Origin of the sequence: Streptomyces sp. NPDC057963, assembly GCF_042887155.1 — a bacterium.
In the GTDB taxonomy this organism is placed as follows: domain Bacteria; phylum Actinomycetota; class Actinomycetes; order Streptomycetales; family Streptomycetaceae; genus Streptomyces.
This window is the reverse complement of record NZ_JBHVPX010000001.1, coordinates 337,014-358,798: the sequence shown is the minus strand read 5'-3', so window position 1 is coordinate 358,798 and position 21,785 is coordinate 337,014. Positions and strand designations below refer to the sequence as shown.

Below are 21,785 nucleotides of genomic sequence, written 5' to 3'. Positions count from 1 at the left end.
CAGGAAGTCAGTCTGGGGATGCCGCAGCTCCCCGCCCCCGCCTACCCGGCCGAGGTGCGCGCCAGGCTCGAAGCGGACGCGAAGGAGGTGATCGCCCGCTACCCCGGAAGCCGCTCCGCGCTCCTGCCGCTGCTGCACCTGGTGCAGTCCGAGGAGGGCTACGTCTCCCGCACCGGCATGGCGTTCTGCGCCGAGCTGCTCGGCCTCACCACCGCCGAGGTCACCGCGGTGGCCACTTTCTACACGATGTACCGGCGCAAGCCGAGCGGCGAGTACCAGGTCGGCGTCTGCACCAACACCCTGTGCGCGGTGATGGGCGGCGACGCGATCCTCGACCGGCTCAAGGAGCACCTCGGCGTCGGCAACGACGAGACCACCAAGGACGGCAAGGTCACCCTCGAACACATCGAGTGCAACGCGGCCTGCGACTTCGCTCCCGTGGTGATGGTCAACTGGGAGTTCTTCGACAACCAGACCCCCGAGAGCGCGACGCGCCTGGTCGACGACCTGATCGCCGGGCGCACCGTCGAGCCCACCCGCGGCGCGCCCCTGTGCTCGTACAAGGAGACGTCCCGGATCCTGGCCGGCTTCCCCGACGAGCGCCCCGGCGCCGTCGAGGCGTCCGGCGGCGCGGGCGCCGCCTCGCTGATCGGCCTCCGGATCGCCAGGGGGGAGGAGCCGCACCCGCGCGTCGTCGCCCCCCGCGGCGAGAGCCCGCGCGGCGACCAGCCCCACGAACCGTCGCCGTCCGAGGACCTCGGCCCGCACGACGCACCGCAGCAGACATCGGCCTCCGACCCGGACCACCCGGCCGGTCCCGCCGCAGAGGAGGGGGAGTGATGACCTTGGCCGCCGAGATCAACGGCAACGGGAACGGGAGCAGCCCCGAGAAGCTGCTCGCCCCCGTCCTCTCCGCCTTCTGGGACGAGCCGGAATCCTGGACCCTGGAGACGTACCGGCGCCACGAGGGGTACGAGGGGCTGCGCAAGGCCCTCGCCATGTCCCCGGACGACCTCATCGCCTACGTCAAGGACTCCGGTCTGCGCGGCCGCGGCGGCGCGGGCTTCCCCACCGGGATGAAGTGGCAGTTCATTCCCCAGGGCGACGGCAAACCGCACTACCTGGTGGTCAACGCCGACGAGTCGGAGCCCGGGACCTGCAAGGACATCCCGCTCCTCTTCGCCAACCCGCACTCCCTCATCGAGGGCATCGTGATCGCCTGCTACGCGATCCGGTCCTCGCACGCGTTCATCTATCTGCGGGGCGAAGTCGTCCCCGTACTGCGGCGGTTGCACGAGGCGGTGCGCGAGGCGTACGAGGCGGGCTTCCTCGGGAAGAACATCCTGGGCTCGGGGCTCGACCTGGAACTCGTCGTGCACGCGGGCGCGGGCGCGTACATCTGCGGTGAGGAGACCGCACTGCTCGACTCGCTCGAAGGGCGACGCGGCCAGCCCCGGCTGCGACCCCCCTTCCCCGCGGTCGCCGGTCTGTACGCCTGCCCCACTGTGGTGAACAACGTCGAGTCCATCGCCTCGGTTCCCGCGATCCTGAACCGGGGCAAGGAGTGGTTCAAGTCGATGGGCAGCGAGAAGTCCCCCGGCTTCACGCTGTATTCGCTCAGCGGGCACGTCGCGAGCCCCGGCCAGTACGAGGCCCCGCTCGGCATCACGCTGCGCCAGCTGCTCGACATGAGCGGCGGCATGCGCCCCGGCCACCGGCTGAAGTTCTGGACCCCGGGCGGCTCCTCGACCCCGATGTTCACCGACGAGCACCTCGACGTGCCGCTCGACTACGAGGGCGTCGGCGCCGCCGGTTCCATGCTCGGCACCAAGGCGCTCCAGTGCTTCGACGAGACGACCTGCGTCGTGCGGGCCGTCACCCGCTGGACCGAGTTCTACGCCCACGAGTCCTGCGGCAAGTGCACACCGTGCCGCGAAGGCACCTACTGGCTGGTGCAGTTGCTCCGCGACATCGAGGCCGGAAAGGGGCAGATGGCCGACCTCGACAAGCTGAACGACATCGCCGACAACATCAACGGCAAGTCCTTCTGCGCCCTCGGCGACGGCGCCGCCTCGCCGATCTTCTCCTCGCTGAAGTACTTCCGCGAGGAGTACGAACAGCACATCACGGGCCGGGGCTGCCCCTTCGATCCCGCCAGGTCGACCGTCTGGGCCGACGACAAGAACGCTCACCAGGGGGTGAACGCATGACAGTCACCACGAGTGCGCCCTCCGGGGGCGGCGAGGCGGCCATCCCGCCCGAGGACCTGGTCACGCTGACCATCGACGGCATCGAGATCAGCGTGCCCAAGGGCACCCTGGTCATCCGGGCCGCCGAACTCCTCGGCATCGAGATCCCGCGCTTCTGCGACCACCCGCTCCTCGACCCGGCCGGCGCCTGCCGGCAGTGCATCGTCGAGGTCGAGGGCCAGCGCAAGCCGATGGCGTCCTGCACCATCACCTGCACCGACGGCATGGTGGTGAGGTCGCAGCTCACCTCGCCCGTCGCCGAGAAGGCGCAGAAGGGTGTGATGGAGCTGCTGCTCATCAACCACCCGCTGGACTGCCCGGTCTGCGACAAGGGCGGCGAGTGCCCACTGCAGAACCAGGCGATGTCGCACGGCGGCGCCGACTCCCGCTTCGACGGCAGGAAGCGCACGTACGAGAAGCCCGTACCGATCTCCACCCAGGTGCTGCTGGACCGTGAGCGGTGCGTGCTGTGCGCGCGCTGCACCCGGTTCTCCAACCAGGTGGCCGGCGACCCGATGATCGAGCTGATCGAGCGCGGCGCGCTCCAGCAGGTCGGTACGGGCGAGGGCGACCCGTTCGAGTCGTACTTCTCCGGGAACACCATTCAGATCTGCCCGGTCGGGGCGCTGACCTCGGCGGCGTACCGGTTCCGCTCCCGGCCCTTCGACCTGGTGTCGTCGCCGTCGGTGTGCGAGCACTGCGCGGGCGGCTGCGCGACCCGTACCGACCACCGGCGCGGCAAGGTCATGCGGCGGCTCGCCGCCAACGACCCCGAGGTCAACGAGGAGTGGGTCTGCGACAAGGGCCGCTTCGCCTTCCGGTACGCGCAGCAGCGGGACCGGCTCACCACTCCGCTGGTGCGCAACGCGGACGGGGTCCTGGAGCCGGCGAGCTGGCCCGAGGCGCTGGCCGCCGCGGCCGCAGGTCTGCTGGCCGCACGCGGCAGGGCGGGTGTCCTCACGGGCGGGCGGCTGACCGTCGAGGACGCGTACGCGTACAGCAAGTTCGCCCGGGTCGTGCTGGGCACCAACGACGTCGACTTCCGGGCCCGGACGCACAGCGGTGAGGAGGCCGACTTCCTGGCCGCCCGCGTCGCCGGGCGCGGCCGGGACCTGGACGGCGCGGGGGTCACGTACACCTCGCTGGAGAAGGCCCCGGCGGTGCTGCTGGCCGGGTTCGAGTCGGAGGAGGAGGCGCCCGGCGTCTTCCTGCGGCTGCGCAAGGCGAACCGCAACCACGGGCAGCGCACGTTCGCCGTCGCCTCGCACGCCACGCGCGGGCTGGAGAAGGCGGGCGGCACGCTGCTCCCCGCCGCCCCCGGCACCGAGACCGAGTGGCTGGACGCGATCGCGGGCGGCGCCGGGCTCGAAGGCGACGGAGCCGCGGCGGCCGAGGCGCTGCGCGGCGAGGGCGCCGTGATCGTGATCGGCGAGCGGCTGGCGGGCGTGCCCGGCGGGCTGACCGCCGCGGTGCGGGCCGCGACCGCGACCGGGGCCACCCTGGTGTGGATTCCGCGACGGGCCGGCGAGCGCGGTGCGGTGGAGGCGGGTGCGCTCCCGTCGCTGCTGCCCGGCGGCCGTCCGGCGACCGATCCGCGGGCCAGGGACGAGGTGGCGGCCGTCTGGGGCGTCGCCGAACTCCCGTCCCGCTTCGGCCGCGACACCGGCCAGATCCTGGAGGCCGCCGCCACCGGTGAACTGGGCGCGCTGCTCGTCGCCGGGGTCGAGCCGGTGGACCTGCCGGACCCGGCACGGGCCCTGGAGGCCCTGGACCGGGTCGGGTTCCTGGTGTCGCTGGAGCTTCGGCCCAGCGAGGTGACCGAGCGGGCCGATGTGGTCTTCCCGGTCGCCGCGGTGGCCGAGAAGGCCGGGACCTTCCTCAACTGGGAGGGCCGGGCGCGGATGTTCGAGGCGGCGCTGAAGCCCGAGCAGATGACGCGCACGCTCGCGCCGGCCGACGCGCGGGTGCTGCACATGCTGGCCGACGCGCTGGCCGGCGCCGCAGGCACTGACGGACCCGGCCGATTCGCGCTGCCGGACCTGAAGTCCGTACGCCGTGAGCTGGACCGGCTCGGCGGCTGGGCCGGGGCGCACGCCGGCGACCCGGACGAGCCGGCGCGGCCGCTGCCCCGGCCCGGCGACGGCGAGGCGGTCCTCGCCGGCCACCGGATGCTGCTCGACCTGGGCCGGCTCCAGGAGGGCGACGACGCGCTGGCCGGTACCCGGCACGCCGCGGTCGCCCGGCTCTCCGCCGCCACCGCGGCCGAGACGGGTGTGAAGGACGGCGACCTGCTGGCCGTCACCGGCCCGGCGGGCAGCGTCGAACTCCCGTTGCAGGTCACCGACATGCCGGACCGGGTGGTCTGGGTGCCGCTGAACTCCGTCGGGCGGGGCGTCCCGGCCGACACCGGCGCCCGGCCCGGCGGTCTGGTCCGGATCGGCCCCGCCGGACCGGGCACTCCCGACATCACACCGGAGGTGGGGGCGTGACTGCCTTCGCTCAACTGGCCGCGGCACCGCACAGCGCCGTACTCGCCGCCGAGGATCTGTCGATGTTCGGCACCGACCCGTGGTGGCTCGTCGTCATCAAGGCGGTGTTCTGCTTCGCGTTCCTGATGGTGACCGTGCTCTTCTCCATCGTGTGGGAGCGCAAGGTCGTCGCCTGGATGCAGCTGCGCATCGGGCCCAACCGGCACGGCCCCTGGGGCATGCTCCAGTCCCTCGCCGACGGCATCAAGCTGATGCTGAAGGAAGACGTCGTCGTCAAGCGCGCCGACAAGGTCGTGTACGTGCTCGCACCGATCGTCGCCGCCATTCCGGCGTTCATGGCGATCGCGGTGATCCCGTTCGGCCCGTCCGACGAGGTCTCGGTCTTCGGGCACCGTACGGCGATGCAGCTCACCGATCTTCCGATCGCGATGCTCTACGTCCTCGCGGTCGCCTCGGTCGGGATCTACGGCATCGTGCTGGCGGGCTGGTCGTCCGGATCGACGTACCCGCTCCTCGGCGGTCTGCGCTCCTGCGCCCAGATGATCTCGTACGAGATCGCGATGGGCGCCGCGTTCGCCTCGGTCTTCCTCTACTCCGGGTCGATGTCGACCTCGAAGATCGTGGAGGCGCAGCAGGACCGCTGGTTCATCCTCCTGCTGCCGGTCTCCTTCATCATCTACATCGTCACCATGGTCGGCGAGACCAACCGGGCCCCGTTCGACATGCCGGAGTCCGAGGGCGACCTGGTCGGCGGCTTCAACACCGAGTACTCGTCGATCAAGTTCGCGATGTTCATGCTCGCCGAGTACGTCAACATGGTCACCGTCTCCGCGGTCTCCACGACCCTGTTCCTGGGCGGCTGGCGGGCCCCGTGGCCGATCAGCACCTTCTGGGAGGGCGCGAACCACGGCTGGTGGCCGATGCTCTGGTTCGTCATCAAGGTCCAGCTGCTGCTGTTCTTCTTCATCTGGCTGCGCGGCACGCTGCCCCGGGTCCGCTACGACCAGCTGATGAAGCTCGGCTGGAAGGTCCTGATCCCGGTCTCCCTGCTCTGGCTGATGCTGGTCGCGACGGTGCGGGCGCTGCGCAACGAGGGGTACGACTTCACGAAGATCGTGCTGTACGTGGCCGGGGCCGTGATCGCGGTCCTGCTGATCTCCTTCGTCGCCGACGTCTTCCGCGACAAGAAGGGCCGGGCCGCGGAGGCGGAAGCGGGACCGGAGCCGGAGTTCGACCCGATGGCGGGCGGATTCCCGGTGCCGCCGCTGCCCGGACAGACCCTGCCGCCGGTGCCGCGCCGCAGGCCGCGGGGCGAGCGGGAGCTCATTGTCAGTGGCGGGTCGGATACTCAGAGTGACGGAAATTCGAGTGACGGGAAGGAGGCTGACGGTGTCTGAGTCATCAGAGCCCTCGGGCGAGAAGTTCCAGAACCCTGTCGCCGGCTTCGGCGTGACCTTCAAGGCCATGTTCAAGAAGCGGCTGACCGAGCAGTATCCGGAGACGCGGAAGGTGACGGCGCCGCGCTTCCACGGCCGGCATCAGCTCAACCGCCACCCGGACGGCCTGGAGAAGTGCGTCGGCTGCGAGCTGTGCGCCTGGGCCTGTCCGGCGGACGCGATCTACGTGGAGGGCGCGGACAACACCGACGAGGAGCGCTACTCCCCGGGTGAGCGCTACGGCCGCGTCTACCAGATCAACTACGCGCGCTGCATTCTCTGCGGTCTGTGCATCGAGGCGTGCCCGACCCGGGCGCTGACGATGACCAATGAGTTCGAGCTCGCCAACACCACCCGCGAGAGCCTCATCTACACCAAGGACGAGCTGCTCGCGGGCCTGGAGGAGGGCATGGTCGACTCCCCGCACGCGATCTATCCCGGGATGGACGAACAGGACTACTACCGGGGTCTGGTCACCGAGGCCGCGCCCGGTACGGAGCGTCAGGTCGCGGCCTCCAAGGGCGAGAAGCCGGCGGACGGCGACGGCCGGAGCAACGGCGGCAGCGAGAACAACGGCTCGGCGCGGGAGGTGGACGCATGACCGGCCTGGCCGCGGCGGCCTCCCAGACCTCGACCGGCGAGGCCGTCCAGTTCTGGCTGCTGGGCACCGTCGCCGTGCTCGGCGCGCTGTCCACCGTACTGATGAAGAAGGCCGTGCACAGTGCGCTGAGCCTCGCCGGGACCATGATCGTCCTGGCGGTGTTCTACCTCGCCAACGGCGCCTACTTCCTGGGCGTCGTCCAGATCGTCGTCTACACCGGCGCGATCATGATGCTGTTCCTCTTCGTGGTCATGCTCGTCGGTGTCACGGCGGCCGACTCGCTGAAGGAGACCCTCAAGGGCCAGCGCTGGCTGGCCGCGGGGTGCGGGACCGGCTTCGGCGTCCTGCTGATCGCCGGCATCGGCAACGCCTCGCTGAACAGCTTCAACGGGCTCGGCACCGCCAACGCCGAGCACGGCGGGAACATCGAGGGGCTGGCCAGCCTCATCTTCACCAAGTACGTCTTCGCCTTCGAGATCACCGGCGCCCTGCTGATCACGGCGACGGTCGGCGCGATGGTGCTCACCCACAAGGAGCGCACCGAACGGGCGAAGACCCAGCGGGAGATGTCCGAGGAGCGCGTACGCGGCAAGCAGCTGCCGCCGCTGCCCGCCCCCGGCGTCTACGCCCGGCACAACGCCGTGGACATCCCGGGCCTGCTTCCGGACGGCACACCGTCCGAGCTCACCGTCATGCGGACGCTGCGCGGCCGCGGTCAGATCCGCGACGTGTCGAAGGAGTCGCTGGACCAGCTCAAGGCGCTGGAGCAGCGCTCCGAGGAGCGCCTCGGCCGTGACAACGAAGATGAGGAGGCCGCCAAGTGAACCCGGTCAACTACCTCTACCTCGCCGCCCTGTTGTTCACCATCGGTGCGGCCGGGGTGCTGATCCGGCGGAACGCGATCGTGGTGTTCATGTGCGTGGAGCTGATGCTCAACGCCTGCAACCTCGCGTTCGTGACCTTCTCCCGGATGCACGGCAATCTCGACGGGCAGATCATCGCCTTCTTCACGATGGTCGTCGCCGCCGCCGAGGTCGTGGTCGGACTCGCGATCATCGTGTCGGTGTTCCGTTCCCGCCACTCGGCCTCGGTCGACGACGCCAGCCTGATGAAGCTGTAAGGGGACGTTGAATCGTGGAGAACCTGATTGCGCTGCTCGTCGCGGCGCCTCTGCTCGGAGCGGCGGTCCTGCTCTGCGGCGGCCGGCGGCTGGACCGGTCTGGACACTGGCTCGGTACCCTGCTCGCCGCCGGGTCGTTCGTCATCGGTGTCGTGCTCTTCCTCGACATGCTCGGGAAGGGCGCGGAGGACCGGGCGCTGCACCAGAAGCTGTTCAGCTGGATTCCGGTCGAGGGCTTCCAGGCCGATGTGGCCTTCCAGCTCGACCAGTTGTCGATGACGTTCGTGCTGCTGATCACCGGTGTGGGCACCCTGATCCACATCTACTCGATCGGCTACATGGAGCACGACGAGCGCCGGCGCCGCTTCTTCGGCTATCTGAACCTGTTCCTCGCGGCGATGCTGATCCTGGTCATCGCGGACAACTACCTGCTGCTGTACGTCGGGTGGGAGGGCGTCGGTCTGGCGTCGTACCTGCTGATCGGTTTCTGGCAGCACAAGCCCAGCGCGGCCACGGCCGCCAAGAAGGCGTTCCTGGTCAACCGGGTCGGTGACATGGGCCTGTCGATCGCGATCATGCTGATGTTCACCACGTTCGGCACGTTCGCCTTCGGTCCCGTCCTGGGGGCGACCGGGGAGACGAGCGAGGGCAAGCTGACGGCGATCGGCCTGATGCTGCTGCTCGCGGCCTGCGGCAAGTCGGCCCAGGTGCCGCTGCAGTCCTGGCTCGGTGACGCGATGGAGGGCCCGACCCCGGTCTCGGCCCTCATCCACGCGGCGACCATGGTGACGGCGGGGGTCTACCTCATCGTCCGGTCCGGCGCGATCTTCAACGCCGCGCCGGACGCACAGCTGGCCGTCGTGGTCGTCGGCGCGGTCACGCTGCTCTTCGGTGCGATCGTCGGTTGCGCGAAGGACGACATCAAGAAGGCCCTCGCCGGGTCGACGATGTCGCAGATCGGCTACATGATCCTGGCCGCCGGGCTCGGCCCGATCGGCTACGTCTTCGCGATCATGCACCTGGTGACGCACGGCTTCTTCAAGGCCGGGCTCTTCCTCGGCGCCGGTTCGGTCATGCACGGCATGAACGACGAGGTCGACATGCGGAAGTTCGGCGGCCTGCGGAAGTACATGCCGGTCACCTTCGTCACGTTCGGCCTCGGCTATCTGGCGATCATCGGCTTCCCCGGCCTGTCCGGCTTCTTCTCCAAGGACAAGATCATCGAGGCGGCCTTCGCCAAGGGCGGCACCGAGGGCTGGATCCTCGGCTCGGTGGCCCTGCTGGGCGCCGCGATCACCGCGTTCTACATGACGCGCGTGATGCTGCTGACGTTCTTCGGCGAGAAGCGCTGGCAGCCGGACGCGGAGGGCCACGAGCCGCATCCGCACGAGTCCCCGAAGTCGATGACCATCCCCATGATCATCCTGGCGTTCGGCTCGGTCTTCGCCGGAGGCCTCTTCTCCATCGGCGACCGCTTCCTGAACTGGCTGGAGCCGGTCACCGGACACAGCCACGGCCACGCCCCGGTCAGCGCCACGACCGTCACCGCCGCCACCATGGTGGTGCTCGTCGCCGGGGTCGCGATCGCCTGGGCGATGTACGGACGCAAGCCGGTACCGGTCGTCGCCCCGCGCGGCTCGCTGCTCACCCGGGCCGCCCGCCGCGATCTCCTCCAGGACGACTTCAACCACGTGGTCCTGGTCCGCGGCGGCGAGCACCTCACCCGCTCCCTGGTGTACGTCGACCACACCCTGGTCGACGGCGTCGTCAACGGCACGGCCGCCTCGATGGGCGGGCTCTCCGGCCGGCTGCGCAAGCTGCAGAACGGCTACGCCCGCTCCTACGCGGTCTCGATGTTCGGCGGTACGGCGGTTCTCATCGCCGCGACCCTGCTGATGAGGGCGGTCTGATCACGATGTCCTTTCCCCTCCTGACAGCGACGGCGGCGCTCCCGGCGATCGGTGCGATCGCCACCGCCGCCGTCCCCGCCGCGCGGCGCACCGCGGCCAAATGGCTGGCGCTGCTCTTCTCGCTGGCCACACTCGTCCTGGCGGGCATCGCGCTCGCCCGCTTCGAGCCCGGCGGCGCCCGCTACCAGCTCACCGAATCGCACGCCTGGATCAAGGACTTCGGCGTCCGGTACGAACTGGGCGTGGACGGCATCGGGGTGGCGCTCATGGCGCTCACTGCCCTGCTGATCCCCTTCGTCATCCTGGCCGGCTGGCACGACGCCGACCCCCTGGAGACCAAGTCCTCGCGCTGGCGCCCGACGCAGGGCTTCTTCGCCCTGATCCTGATGGTCGAGGCGATGGTGATCCTCTCCTTCGAGGCCACCGACGTCTTCCTCTTCTACATCCTCTTCGAGGCCATGCTCATCCCGATGTACTTCCTCATCGGCGGCTTCGGGGACCGGGCGCACACCGGCAGCGACGAGAACGCGGCGGCGCAACGCTCGTACGCCGCCGTGAAGTTCCTCCTCTACAACCTGGTCGGCGGCCTCATCATGCTGGCCGCGGTCATCGGGCTGTACGTGGTCGCGGGGACGTTCTCGCTCTCCGAGATCGCCGAGGCCCGGGCCAATGGCTCGCTCTCCATGGCGACCGGCACCGAGCGCTGGCTCTTCCTCGGGTTCTTCTTCGCCTTCGCGGTGAAGGCCCCGCTGTGGCCGCTGCACACCTGGCTGCCCAACGCGATGGGCGAGGCGACCTCCCCGGTCGCCGTCCTGATCACCGCGGTCGTCGACAAGGTCGGCACATTCGCGATGCTCCGCTTCTGCCTCCAGCTCTTCCCCGAGGCCAGCAAGTGGGCGACGCCGGTGATCATCGTCCTGGCGCTGATCAGCATCGTGTACGGGGCGCTGCTCGCCGTCGGCCAGCGCGACATCAAGCGGCTGATCGCCTACGCGTCGATCTCGCACTTCGGCTTCATCATCCTCGGCATCTTCGCGATGACGAGCCAGGGCCAGTCGGGCGCCACGCTCTACATGGTCAACCACGGGATCTCGACCGCCGCGCTGATGCTGGTGGCGGGCTTCCTGATCACCCGGCGCGGTTCGCGGCTCATCGCCGACTACGGCGGGGTGCAGAAGGTGGCGCCCGTCCTGGCCGGCACCTTCCTGATCGGCGGTCTGGCCACCCTGTCGCTGCCCGGACTCGCGCCGTTCGTCAGCGAATTCCTGGTCCTGGTCGGCACGTTCAGCGCGTATCCGGCGGCGGGCATCGTCGCCACGACCGGCATCGTGCTCGCCGCCCTGTACGTCCTCGTCCTCTACCAGCGGACGATGACGGGCCCGGTGAAGGCCGAGGTCCAGGGCATGGCGGACCTCAAGGTCCGGGAGCTGGTGGTGGTCCTGCCGCTGATCGCGCTGCTGCTCTTCCTGGGTGTCTATCCGAAGCCGCTGACGGAGATCGTCAATCCGGCGGTGCAGCACACCATGTCGGACGTCCAGAAGAAGGACCCCCAGCCTGAGGTGGAGGCCGCCAAGTGAGCGCAACAGCTGTCCACAGCCTGTGGACGACGGCGGGCGGGGTGGCATCGGCGGCCCCGGCCGAGAAGTTCAAGGCACCGGTCATCGAGTACACCCAGCTGACCCCGGTCCTCATCGTGATCGGTGTCGCCGTCGTGGGTGTACTCGTCGAGGCCTTCGTGCCGCGCCGGGCCCGCTACTACACGCAGGTCTTCCTGACGGTCGTCGCCCTCGCCGCCGCGTTCGCCGCGGTGGTCGGCCTGGCGGCCGGGGGATACGGCACGACGAAGGCGCACATCGCCGCGATGGGCGCCCTCGCGATCGACGGCCCGACGCTGTTCCTGCAGGGCACCATCCTGCTGACCTCACTGGTCGCCGTCTTCACCTTCGCCGAGCGCCGGCTCGACCCCGCCGCGCACGGCAACCACGTCGACTCCTTCGCCGCACAGGCCGCCTCGGTCCCCGGCAGCGACAGCGAGAAGGCCGCGGTCAAGGCCGGGTTCACCACCACCGAGGTCTTCCCGCTGGTCCTCTTCTCGGTGGCCGGCATGCTGGTCTTCCCGGCGGCCAACGACCTGCTGACGCTCTTCGTGGCCCTGGAGGTCTTCTCCCTCCCGCTCTACCTCCTGTGCGCCGTCGCCCGCCGCAAGCGGCTGATGTCGCAGGAGGCGGCGGTGAAGTACTTCCTGCTCGGCGCCTTCTCGTCGGCGTTCCTGCTCTTCGGGATCGCCCTGCTGTACGGGTACGCGGGCTCCGTCTCGTACGCCACCCTCGCGAACGTGGTCGACGGCTCGGTCACGAAGATCGACCCGGCGCTCGCCGACACCATGGGCAACGACGCGCTGCTGCTGATCGGCGGCGCGATGATCCTGACCGGTCTGCTCTTCAAGGTCGGTGCCGTCCCGTTCCACATGTGGACCCCGGACGTCTACCAGGGCGCCCCGACCCCGGTCACCGGCTTCATGGCCGCGGCCACCAAGGTCGCCGCGTTCGGTGCGCTGCTGCGCCTGCTGTACGTGGTCCTGCCGGGCCTCGCCTGGGACTGGCGCCCCGTCATGTGGGCGGTCGCGATCGTCACGATGCTGGGCGGCGCGGTCGTCGCCATCACCCAGACCGACATCAAGCGGCTGCTCGCCTACTCCTCGATCGCCCACGCCGGCTTCATCCTCGCCGGTGTCATCGCGACCACCCCGGAGGGCATCTCGTCGGTCCTCTTCTACCTCGGTGCCTACTCCTTCGTGACGGTCGGCGCGTTCGCCGTCGTCACCCTGGTGCGCGACGCGGGCGGCGAGGCGACGCATCTGTCGAAGTGGGCGGGGCTCGGCCGGCGCTCGCCGCTGGTCGCCGCGGTCTTCGCGGTGTTCCTGCTGGCCTTCGCCGGTATCCCGCTCACCTCCGGGTTCTCCGGGAAGTTCGCCGTGTTCAAGGCCGCGGCGGACGGCGGCGCGGTCGGCCTGGTCGTGGTCGGTGTGATCTCGTCGGCGATCGCCGCGTTCTTCTACATCCGGGTCATCGTGCTGATGTTCTTCAGCGAGCCGAAGGCCGACGGCCCGACGGTCGCCGTCCCGTCCCCGCTGACGATGACGACGATCGCGGTGGGTGTCGCGGTCACGCTGGTGCTGGGCCTGGCCCCGCAGTACTTCCTGGACCTGGCGAGCCAGGCCGGAGTCTTCGTGAGGTAGCGCACACGCCACACGGCTGGGACCCCGCCGGACGGGCTTGAGAAGTCAAGCCCGTCCGGCGTTGTCGTATGCGGCGCCTATCGTGGCAGGGGACGGCGGCAGGACGGAAACGGAACGGGACAGTCCCGGGACGGACCCGGGATCTCGGGAGACAGAGCGATGAGCGTGACGGGCGAGACCATGGACGCGACCGAGAGCGACGCGCGGCGGACGCTGCACAAGGTGTTCGGGTACGAGGCGTTCCGCGGCGAGCAGGAAGCGGTCGTCGACCATGTGGTGGCGGGCGGGGACGCCGTCGTGCTCATGCCGACCGGCGGCGGAAAATCCCTCTGCTACCAGATCCCGGCCCTGGTCAGAGCCGGTACAGGCATCGTCATCTCGCCCCTGATCGCCCTGATGCAGGACCAGGTGGACGCGTTGCGGGCGCTCGGTGTGCGGGCCGGCTTCATCAACTCCACGCAGGATTTCGACGAGCGCCGCTCGATGGAGGCCCAGTTCGTCGCCGGTGAGCTCGACGTGCTCTACCTGGCCCCCGAGCGGCTCCGCCTGGACACCACCCTCGGCCTGCTCTCCCGCGGCGAGATCTCCGTCTTCGCGATCGACGAGGCGCACTGTGTGGCCCAGTGGGGCCACGACTTCCGCCCGGACTACCTGGCCCTCTCCGTCCTCGGCGAGCGCTGGCCCGACGTACCGCGCATCGCCCTGACCGCGACCGCGACCGAGGCGACGCACCAGGAGATCACCCGGCGCCTGGGCATGCCCGACGCGAAGCACTTCGTCGCCGGCTTCGACCGGCCCAACATCCAGTACCGGATCGTGCCGAAGGCCGACCCGAAGAAGCAGCTGCTCTCCTTCCTCAAGGAGGAGCACACCGGCGACGCGGGCATCGTCTACTGCCTGTCGCGCAACTCGACCGAGAAGACGGCCGAGTACCTCTGCCGCAACGGCATCGAGGCCGTGCCGTACCACGCCGGCCTGGACGCGGGCACGCGCGCCGTCCACCAGTCCCGCTTCCTGCGCGAGGAGGGCCTGGTCGTCGTCGCGACGATCGCCTTCGGCATGGGCATCGACAAGCCGGACGTCCGCTTCGTCGCCCACCTGGACCTGCCGAAATCGGTCGAGGGCTACTACCAGGAGACCGGCCGCGCCGGGCGTGACGGGCTGCCGTCCACGGCCTGGATGGCGTACGGACTCCAGGACGTCGTCCAGCAGCGCAAGCTCATCCAGGGCGGCGAGGGCGACGAGGCGTTCCGGCGCCGCGCGGCCTCGCACCTCGACTCGATGCTGGCCCTGTGCGAGACGGTCCAGTGCCGCCGCGCCCAGCTCCTGACGTACTTCGGCCAGGAGCCCGGTGCGGCGGCCTGCGGAAACTGCGACACCTGCCTGACCCCTCCCCTGACCTGGGACGGCACGGTGGTCGCGCAGAAGCTGCTGTCGACCGTCGTACGGCTGAAGCGCGAGCGCGGGCAGAAGTTCGGTGCGGGCCAGATCATCGACATCCTGCTGGGCCGCAAGACGGCGAAGGTCATCCAGTTCGACCACGACCAGCTCTCGGTCTTCGGCATCGGCGAGGAGCTGGCCGAGGCCGAATGGCGCGGAGTCGTACGGCAGTTGCTCGCGCAGGGGCTGATCGCGGTCGAGGGCGAGTACGGCACGCTGGTGCTGACGGAGGAGAGCGGCGCGGTGCTCGGCCGGGAGCGCGAGGTGCTGCTGCGCAAGGAGGCGCCGAAGCCCGCGTCGCGCTCCACACAGGGCGAACGCAGGGCGAAGTCCACGACGGCCGCCGCCGAGCTGGCCCCCGAGGCCGTCCCGGTCTTCGAAGCCCTGCGGGCCTGGCGCGGCGCACAGGCGAAGGAGCAGGGCGTCCCGGCGTACGTCATCTTCCACGACGCGACGCTGCGCGAGATCGCCACGGCGCGGCCGGACTCGGTGGCCGCGCTGGGGGGCATCAGCGGCCTGGGCGAGAAGAAACTGGCGACGTACGGGGAGGGGGTGCTGGAGGTGCTCGCGCCGTTCGGGGACGTCGCGGCGGGCCCGGAGCCCGCTCCTGCGGCGGTCCCCGCCGCCCCGGCCTCGGCGGCTCAGGCGTCCGCTCCGGCCTCGGCGGCTCAGGAGCCCGTCCCGGTCCCGGTGGCCCAGGCGCCCGTCCCGGTCCCGGTGGCCCAGGCGCCCGCCCCGGGTCCGGCCGCACGCGTGGCGGTCCCCGACGCCGATCCGGAGTTCGGCTGGGACGAGGAACCGCCCGAGTACGAGTGAGCGCGGGGACCGGTGGCGGCGCCGGAGCTACTCCGGGGCCGCTGCCCGGCGGCGCGGGGTGATCGCGGTGAGGTCGAGGTCGGCCGGGAAGGGCACGGCGACCTTCATCCGGTCGTGGAAGATGCCGGTGGAGGTGTAGGCACCGGTGGCGGGTTCCAGCTCGAAGACGTAGACGACGGCCCGGCCGCCGTGATTCTCGACCCGCCAGAAGTGCGGGATCTTGGCCCGCGCGTACTTCACGGGCTTGGTCTCCCGGTCCCGGGTCAGGGACTCAGGGGAGACGACCTCGATCGCCAGCCGTACGGACTCGGCGGGGAAGCGAGTCTGGTTCGGGTCCTGGATGATCTCGCCGTCCACGACGATCACATCGGGTTCGGGACGATCACATCGGGTTCGGGCCGGTTGTAGCGGTCGATGTCGATGGTGAACTCGCGCACGACCTCAAGGTCGGGCGGCACCAGCGACTGCAGCTGCCATTCGAAGAAGCTGACCGCCCGTGAATGGAACAGGGTCTGCGGACCCACGAAAACAAGGCTCCCGTCGATCAGCTCCGTGTGCGGAGGCAGATTCGGGAGTGTGTCCAGGTCATCGGCGGTCCAGCCGCCCACGGGCGGAACCGCCCACCGCGGCTCGGGGGCCCCGGGTTCGATGCTCATCAGTGCTCCCATGACGCAGAGTCTCGCGGGAGAATCCAGCGTATCGGCCGGGAACGGGGTACGGCTCCCCCAAACGTGTGAGCGACCTGCACACGGCTGACCGGTTCGGTTTCTTGCCCGGCCGGACCCGGTCGGCCCCGTCCCCCGTCGGCCCCGGCCTCGTTTCCGTCAGTCCCCGTCAGTCCCCGTCGCCCCCGCTGCCGGTGCTGCCGGTGCTGCCGAAGCCCCCGCCGGTCCGGTTCGCCTTGTCCTGGCGTACGTTCCGGTGCACCGCGTACGCGGTCCACTCGTCGCGCACCAGGTCGCGCATGGCCGAACGGCTTCTCCAGCCGCCCCGGGCCACCGCGCCCGACAGGCCGGTCGCCGAGACCAGCGCGGCCAGGACGCGGCCGCGCCGGTCCGGGAAGCCGGCCGCCTCGGCGGCCGCGAAGCGCTCCCGGGCCGCGGCCGGCAGGGCCGGGTCCGCCGCCGGGTGGCGGTGGTGGGGCAGCAGGCCGAGGAACCGGTGGGTCTCCCTGCGCAGGACCGAACGGCCCACCAGATGCTCCAGGCACAGCTCCTCGACGGTCCGGCCGGTCCGCCGGACCCACTGCTTCGCGCCGATGCCGCCCGCGAGCCCGCCCCGGTCCGGGGCCGGCAGGCTCCCCAGGACCTGCGCGAGAAGCGGGTCCTGGGGAGCGAGCTGGCTGATCACCCGTATCCGGCCGTGCTGTTCGGCGATCCGGCCGTGGAGCTCCAGCTCCGCGAGGACCGCGCCCGCGACCCCGTACTCCAGGAAGCGGTTTCGGCAGTACGGCTTGCCGCGCTGCGGGTCCAGTGCGAGCAGGAGCAGTTCCTCGGGGAGCGTGGGCTCCGGGGGAGCGGGGTTCACGACGCGGGCACGATCCGTCCCGTGACCTCGCCGAGGCCGACCCGGGTGCCGTCCGGCCCCGGTGCCCAGGCCGTCATCGTCACGGTGTCGCCGTCCTCCAGGAAGGCCCGCTTGCCGTCCGGGAGGTCCAGCGGGTCGCGGCCGTTCCAGGTGAGCTCCAGGAGCGAGCCGCGCTGTCCGGGCTCGGCGCCGCTGACGGTGCCGGAGCCGTAGAGGTCGCCGGTGCGCAGGGAGGCGCCGTTCACCGTCATCTGGGCCAGCATCTGGGCCGCCGTCCAGTACATGGTGGCGAACGGCGGCTCGGCGACCGGCCGGCCGTTGATCGCGACGGAGATCCGCAGGTCGAGCCCGCCGGCCTCGTCCTCACCCGCGTCCTCCAGGTAGGGGAGCAGCGGGAAGTCGCGGGCCGGGGGCGCGATCCGGGCCGCCTCCAGGGCCTCCAGCGGGGTCACCCACGCCGATACGGACGTGGCGAAGGACTTGCCGAGGAACGGCCCGAGGGGGACGTACTCCCACGCCTGGATGTCCCGCGCCGACCAGTCGTTGAGCAGCGAGAGCCCGAAGACGTGGTCGCGGAAGTCGCCGAGCGGGACCGGGCGGCCCTGCTCGGAGCCGACTCCGACGACGAAGCCGACCTCGGCCTCGATGTCGAGCTTGACGGACGGGCCGAAGACGGGGGCCGCGTCGGTGGGCGCCTTGCGCTGGCCGGACGGACGGACCACGTCGGTGCCGGAGACGACGACGGTGCCGGACCTGCCGTGGTAGCCGATCGGGAGGTGCTTCCAGTTGGGCGTCAGCGCGTCACCGTTCGGCCGGAAGATCTGTCCCACGTTGGTGGCGTGGTGCTCGCTCGCGTAGAAGTCGACGTAGTCCGCGACCCTGTACGGCAGATGGAGTGTCACGGACTCGACCGGATGCAGCAGCGGTTCGATGTCCGCGCGGTGCCCCGGGACGGTCACCCAGGCGGTCAGGGCCCGTCGGACGTCCCGCCAGGCGGTGCGGCCCGCGGCCAGCAGCGCGGTCAGGTCCGGCTGGGCGAGGAGCTGCGCGTAGGGCGAGCCGAGTGCGTGCGCCGCGGCTCCGGCATCCAGTACGTGGCTGCCGATGCGGACGCCGACCCGGCGGTCCTCGGGGCGGTCGGGGGTGGAGAACACGCCGTAGGGAAGGTTGTGTGGACCGAAGGGGTCGCCCTCGGCCAGATCGAGCGGGCTGCTCTGCTCGGGCATGTGTTGCTGCCTCGCTTTCCAGGTCGCTTGGGGGACACGTTACGTCGGTGCCCCTGCCCCGCGGGAGTGTCCCAACTGCTCCTGATGCCCGGAAAGTTCCGCCGTGCCCCCGGTGTGCGGGGGCACGGCGGCGGTTCAGCGGGCCCGGCAGCGGGCCGCGCGGCGTCGCGCTGCCCGCTGCCGGGCCCGCTCAGCCCGCCGTGCGGGGGATCCGCTTCTCCCAGGTGCGGTGGAAGACGACCTCGCCGCCGTCCTTGCACACCACCTCGTTGGAGGTGATGAAGTCGGTGTCGTCCGCACTGATCTCGGAGCGGGTCTCGATCCGGACGTCCCACGCCATCTCCGGCCGGTGCAGCCGGATCGCCCAGTCGGAGCGGGTGCGTGCGGAGAGCGGGTCGTCCTCCTGGATCGTGTACGTCTCCAGGGCGTCCTCGGTGAATTCGAGGCCGTCCGGGTAGACGCGGGTGCCGCCGTAGCGGGGGTCGACCTCCAGCCGCCATTCGCCCTCGGCGACATCGCGGACCACCAGCCGCTCGGGGCGCTGTTCGTCGAGGGACACGGGGTGGACGACGCCGAGCGGCTCGGACTGCTCCGGTTCCTCGAACCGGATCGCGGGGTCCTCGGTGTGCCGGCGCACCGGCAGTTCGACGAAGCTGCCGTCGGCGTCGAGGGTGAAGCCCACCGACCCGGCCTGCGGCCAGATCCACGGCCAGTACGAGGACGAGACCGCGAGCCTGATCCGGTGGCCGGGCGGGAAGGTGTGCCCGATGCCGTTCAGGTCGAAGACCACGTCCTCGTACCGGCCCACCGGCCAGTCGTCCGCGCGGTCGCGGCCGTGCCGGGCGGAGAGGTTGAGCACGCCGCGGGTGACCAGGGTGGAGGAGCCGTCCGGCGCCACGTCGCAGAGCCGGGCGATCGCCTGGCCGCGCTTCACGTCCATCCGCAGGCGCAGCGTGACCCGGGGGCGGCCCAGGATCTCGATCGGGGCGTCCTCGACCGGGAACTCGAAGCAGACCGACTTGGCGTCCTCGTCGCGCTGGTCGGGCGGCAGGTCGGCGTCGTTGCCGAACGGGAAGAAGCGCCCGGCGTCCAGCCCCGTCTGCTGCGGCGAGTCGACGATCTGCGGGCCGCCCTGGAGGGCGTACGCGACGGTCGAGACGTTCGGGGACGGCCAGGCGGTGTCGCCGACCCAGCGGCCGGGCAGCGTCTCGTAGACCGTGGCGGGGCGGTGCGACTCGCTGATCCAGGACCGCAGCAGCGGTTCGGCCATCACGCCGGTGTCCTTGTCCTTCAGGTGCTGGTCCCACCAGCGCAGCGTCTCCTGGAGGAAGCCGATCGCCGGGCCCGGTGGCAGGCCGCGGTCGGGGTACTGGTGCGACCAGGGGCCGATCAGCCCGCGGACCCGGTCCGGGGCGAGGTGCTCGACGAGCCGCAGGACGGTGTCGCGGTACGGGTCGTGCCAGCCGCCCACCGCGAGGACGTTCGCCCGGATCGCGGAGTAGTCCTCGCAGACGCTGCCGTGCTTCCAGTAGTCGTCGCGGGTCTGGTGCGCCAGCCAGGTGTGGATGAACGGGTCGACCGTTTCGAGCCGTTTCAGCCACATGTCCTTCCACCCCTCGCCGACCTGTGCCGGGTCCGGCGGCCGGCAGACGAAGGCCAGCATGGTGGCCGCCCAGGCGTGCATGTCGACGGCGAGGACCGAGCCGCCCATGTAGTGGACGTCGTTGTCGTAGCGGTCGTCGGTCGAGCAGACGGTGACGATCGCCTTCAGCGGCTCGGGGGCCAGTGCCGCGATCTGGAGCGAGTTGAAGCCGCCCCAGGAGATGCCGAACATGCCGACCCGCCCGGAGCACCACTCCTGCTCGGCCAGCCAGTGGACGACGGCGACCCCGTCGGCCAGCTCCGTCGCGTCGTACTCGTCGCCCGGCAGGCCCTCGCTGTTGCCGTGCCCGCGCACGTCCACCCGGACGGAGGCGTAGCCGTGGCCCGCGTACCAGGGGTGGCGCTGCCAGTCGCGCGGCGCCGTCCAGTCGCTCAGCCGGTACGGCAGGTATTCGAGGAGCGCGGGGACGGGTTCGTCGGTGAGGGGGCGCCAGATCCGGGCGTACAGCCGGGTGCCGTCCGGCAGCGGGATGCGGACGTCCTCATGGGTGGTGTCATACGGATACGTGGTGCGGATGTGCATGGCGGTACCTCAGTGGACGGGGTGCATGGTGCGCTTGAGCCAGGGTGCGGCGGCGATGACGGCCACACCGGCCACCACCGCGATCGCGCCATTGACACCGAAGTAGGCGGGGTTGGACACCTCGCCGTACAGCTTCACGACTTGGGCCTGGATGCCGTTGGCGAGGGCCAGCGAGAGGAACCAGAGCGCCATCGTCTGGCTGGCGAACGCCTTGGGCGCGAGCTTCGTGGTCGCGGACATGCCGGAGGTCTCCAGCAGGATGTCGCCGAGGCCGAGCAGCAGATACGAGCCGACGATCCACCAGGCGGCCATCTTGTAGGTGTCGCCGGAGTGCCCGGAGGTCGGCAGCACCATCAGCAGGAAGGACAGTCCGCCGAGGATCACCCCGATCGCGATCTTGTTGGAGGCGTGCGGCTGACGCGGGCCCATCCGGGCCCAGACGGCGGCGACCACCGGGGCGAGGGCGACCTCGAAGGCGCCGAGCGCGGAGGCGTACCAGCTCGCCGGGAAGTGGAAGCCGAGGATCTCGGTACGGGCGTTGGTCGACGCGAGCAGGATCATCGTCGAGTACGCCTGGAAGAGGATGAAGTTGAAGACGACGGAGGCCAGGAACAGCACCACGTACGGGCGCAGCCTGCCGCGCTCCTCGCCGGTGACGCGCGGGCTGCGGAACATCACCGCGAAGTACACGACCGGTGCGATCACCGAGATGAGGGTGAGCAGGTCGACGAAGCGGTTCATGGTCAGCCAGCCGGCCAGGGCCAGCGCGGTGGCGGCGGCGGCGACCACGACGGCGCCGGCCGCGATGAGCCGGACGGCGCGGCGCATCGGCTCGGGCGCCAGCGCGAATTCGGCGCTGTGCTTTCGGCCGGCCAGGTGACGCCGGCCCAGTACGTACTGGATCAGGCCGAGCGTCATGCCGAAGGCGGCGGCAGAGAAGCCCCAGTGCCAGCTCGCGTGGTCCCCGAGCCAGCCGGTGACCAGCGGGCCGAGGAACGCCCCGATGTTGATGCCCATGTAGTAGAGCGCGAAGCCGGCGTCGCGGCGCTCGTCGTCGGTGCGGTAGAGCTTGCCGACCATGGTCGCCACATTGGGCTTGAGCAGACCGGTTCCGGCGCTGATCAGACCGAGGCCGGCCCACGTCATGGCGTCGGTGGGCACCGCCATGGCGTAGTGCCCGCACGCGATGAGGATTCCGCCGTACAGGACGGCGCGGTACGAGCCGAGGATCCGGTCGGCCAGCCAGCCGCCGGCCACGGAGACCAGGTAGACGAGGGTGCCGTAGGCGGCCGAGACGGACGCCGCGGTGCCCGCCTCCATGCCCATGCCGCCGCGGGCGACGGTGTCGGCGAAGTAGAGGACCAGGATCGCCTGCATGCCGAGGAACGAGAACCGTTCCCAGACCTCCAGACCCGACAAGGTCATCAGGCCCCGTGGTTGGCCGAAAAAGGCATGGTCGTCGCCGGGCGGCGGCTGGGTCGGTTCGGTGTCGGTGGCCGTGTGGGACAAAGGGAGAACTCCTGATCGTATGAGCTGATCTCGAACATA

At 70.6% G+C, this 21,785-nt stretch carries 15 protein-coding genes and 1 pseudogene; 11 read left to right on the top strand and 5 right to left on the bottom strand.

Annotated elements, in window-relative coordinates:
• Positions 1 to 18 precede the first annotated feature (18 nt).
• The 11 genes from nuoE to recQ all read left to right on the top strand — a co-directional run bounded on the left by nuoE (position 19) and on the right by recQ (position 15,299).
• On the top strand, positions 19 to 840 hold the full coding sequence (gene nuoE / locus ACFVT1_RS01680) for an NADH-quinone oxidoreductase subunit NuoE (RefSeq protein ID WP_389792218.1): 822 nt from the start codon (positions 19 to 21) through the stop codon (positions 838 to 840).
• The gene (gene nuoF / locus ACFVT1_RS01675; RefSeq protein ID WP_389791514.1) at positions 837 to 2,210 is read left to right on the top strand and encodes an NADH-quinone oxidoreductase subunit NuoF; all 1,374 of its coding nucleotides are present in this window, start codon (positions 837 to 839) and stop codon (positions 2,208 to 2,210) included. Before nuoE ends, nuoF begins: the two co-directional genes overlap by 4 nt.
• Positions 2,207 to 4,738, top strand: a complete 2,532-nt coding sequence (locus ACFVT1_RS01670) for an NADH-quinone oxidoreductase subunit G (RefSeq protein WP_389791512.1) — start codon at positions 2,207 to 2,209, stop codon at positions 4,736 to 4,738. Before nuoF ends, ACFVT1_RS01670 begins: the two co-directional genes overlap by 4 nt.
• On the top strand, positions 4,735 to 6,135 hold the full coding sequence (gene nuoH, locus ACFVT1_RS01665) for an NADH-quinone oxidoreductase subunit NuoH (protein WP_389791510.1): 1,401 nt from the start codon (positions 4,735 to 4,737) through the stop codon (positions 6,133 to 6,135). Before ACFVT1_RS01670 ends, nuoH begins: the two co-directional genes overlap by 4 nt.
• Positions 6,128 to 6,775, top strand: coding sequence for an NADH-quinone oxidoreductase subunit NuoI (gene nuoI / locus ACFVT1_RS01660; RefSeq protein WP_389791508.1), 648 nt, complete (start codon positions 6,128 to 6,130; stop codon positions 6,773 to 6,775). The genes nuoH and nuoI overlap by 8 nt, the downstream gene beginning before the upstream one ends.
• Positions 6,772 to 7,599, top strand: a complete 828-nt coding sequence (locus ACFVT1_RS01655) for an NADH-quinone oxidoreductase subunit J (RefSeq protein ID WP_389791506.1) — start codon at positions 6,772 to 6,774, stop codon at positions 7,597 to 7,599. Before nuoI ends, ACFVT1_RS01655 begins: the two co-directional genes overlap by 4 nt.
• Positions 7,596 to 7,895 (top strand): NADH-quinone oxidoreductase subunit NuoK, encoded by a 300-nt coding sequence (gene nuoK / locus ACFVT1_RS01650; RefSeq protein ID WP_093543641.1) that lies wholly within the window; start codon positions 7,596 to 7,598, stop codon positions 7,893 to 7,895. The genes ACFVT1_RS01655 and nuoK overlap by 4 nt, the downstream gene beginning before the upstream one ends.
• A gap of 14 nt (positions 7,896 to 7,909) precedes the next feature.
• Positions 7,910 to 9,805, top strand: a complete 1,896-nt coding sequence (gene nuoL, locus ACFVT1_RS01645; protein WP_389791504.1) for an NADH-quinone oxidoreductase subunit L — start codon at positions 7,910 to 7,912, stop codon at positions 9,803 to 9,805.
• Positions 9,806 to 9,810: 5 nt separating this feature from the next.
• A complete protein-coding gene (locus ACFVT1_RS01640; protein ID WP_389791502.1) occupies positions 9,811 to 11,382 on the top strand; it encodes an NADH-quinone oxidoreductase subunit M in 1,572 nt (523 codons plus the stop codon).
• Positions 11,379 to 13,043 carry an NADH-quinone oxidoreductase subunit NuoN gene (gene nuoN, locus ACFVT1_RS01635; RefSeq protein ID WP_389791500.1) on the top strand — a complete coding sequence of 555 codons (1,665 nt, stop codon included), beginning with the start codon at positions 11,379 to 11,381 and terminating at the stop codon, positions 13,041 to 13,043. Before ACFVT1_RS01640 ends, nuoN begins: the two co-directional genes overlap by 4 nt.
• Positions 13,044 to 13,202: 159 nt before the next feature.
• Positions 13,203 to 15,299: a DNA helicase RecQ gene (gene recQ, locus ACFVT1_RS01630; protein ID WP_389791498.1), complete on the top strand. Its 2,097-nt coding sequence runs from the start codon at positions 13,203 to 13,205 to the stop codon at positions 15,297 to 15,299.
• A gap of 27 nt (positions 15,300 to 15,326) precedes the next feature.
• On the opposite strand, the pseudogene ACFVT1_RS01625 reads toward recQ, so the two are convergent.
• The 5 genes and pseudogenes from ACFVT1_RS01625 to ACFVT1_RS01605 all read right to left on the bottom strand — a co-directional run bounded on the left by ACFVT1_RS01625 (position 15,327) and on the right by ACFVT1_RS01605 (position 21,746).
• A pseudogene (locus tag ACFVT1_RS01625) lies at positions 15,327 to 15,955 on the bottom strand (Uma2 family endonuclease).
• A gap of 178 nt (positions 15,956 to 16,133) precedes the next feature.
• On the bottom strand, positions 16,134 to 16,826 hold the full coding sequence (locus tag ACFVT1_RS01620) for a GPP34 family phosphoprotein (RefSeq protein WP_389791496.1): 693 nt from the start codon (positions 16,824 to 16,826) through the stop codon (positions 16,134 to 16,136).
• Complete coding sequence (gene fahA / locus ACFVT1_RS01615; protein WP_389791494.1) at positions 16,823 to 18,052, bottom strand: fumarylacetoacetase; 1,230 nt, start codon at positions 18,050 to 18,052, stop codon at positions 16,823 to 16,825. Before fahA ends, ACFVT1_RS01620 begins: the two co-directional genes overlap by 4 nt.
• Positions 18,053 to 18,242: 190 nt before the next feature.
• Positions 18,243 to 20,237, bottom strand: coding sequence for a CocE/NonD family hydrolase (locus ACFVT1_RS01610; protein WP_389791492.1), 1,995 nt, complete (start codon positions 20,235 to 20,237; stop codon positions 18,243 to 18,245).
• Between the two features lie 9 nt (positions 20,238 to 20,246).
• On the bottom strand, positions 20,247 to 21,746 hold the full coding sequence (locus tag ACFVT1_RS01605; RefSeq protein WP_389791490.1) for a peptide MFS transporter: 1,500 nt from the start codon (positions 21,744 to 21,746) through the stop codon (positions 20,247 to 20,249).
• Between the last annotated feature and the right edge of the window lie 39 nt (positions 21,747 to 21,785).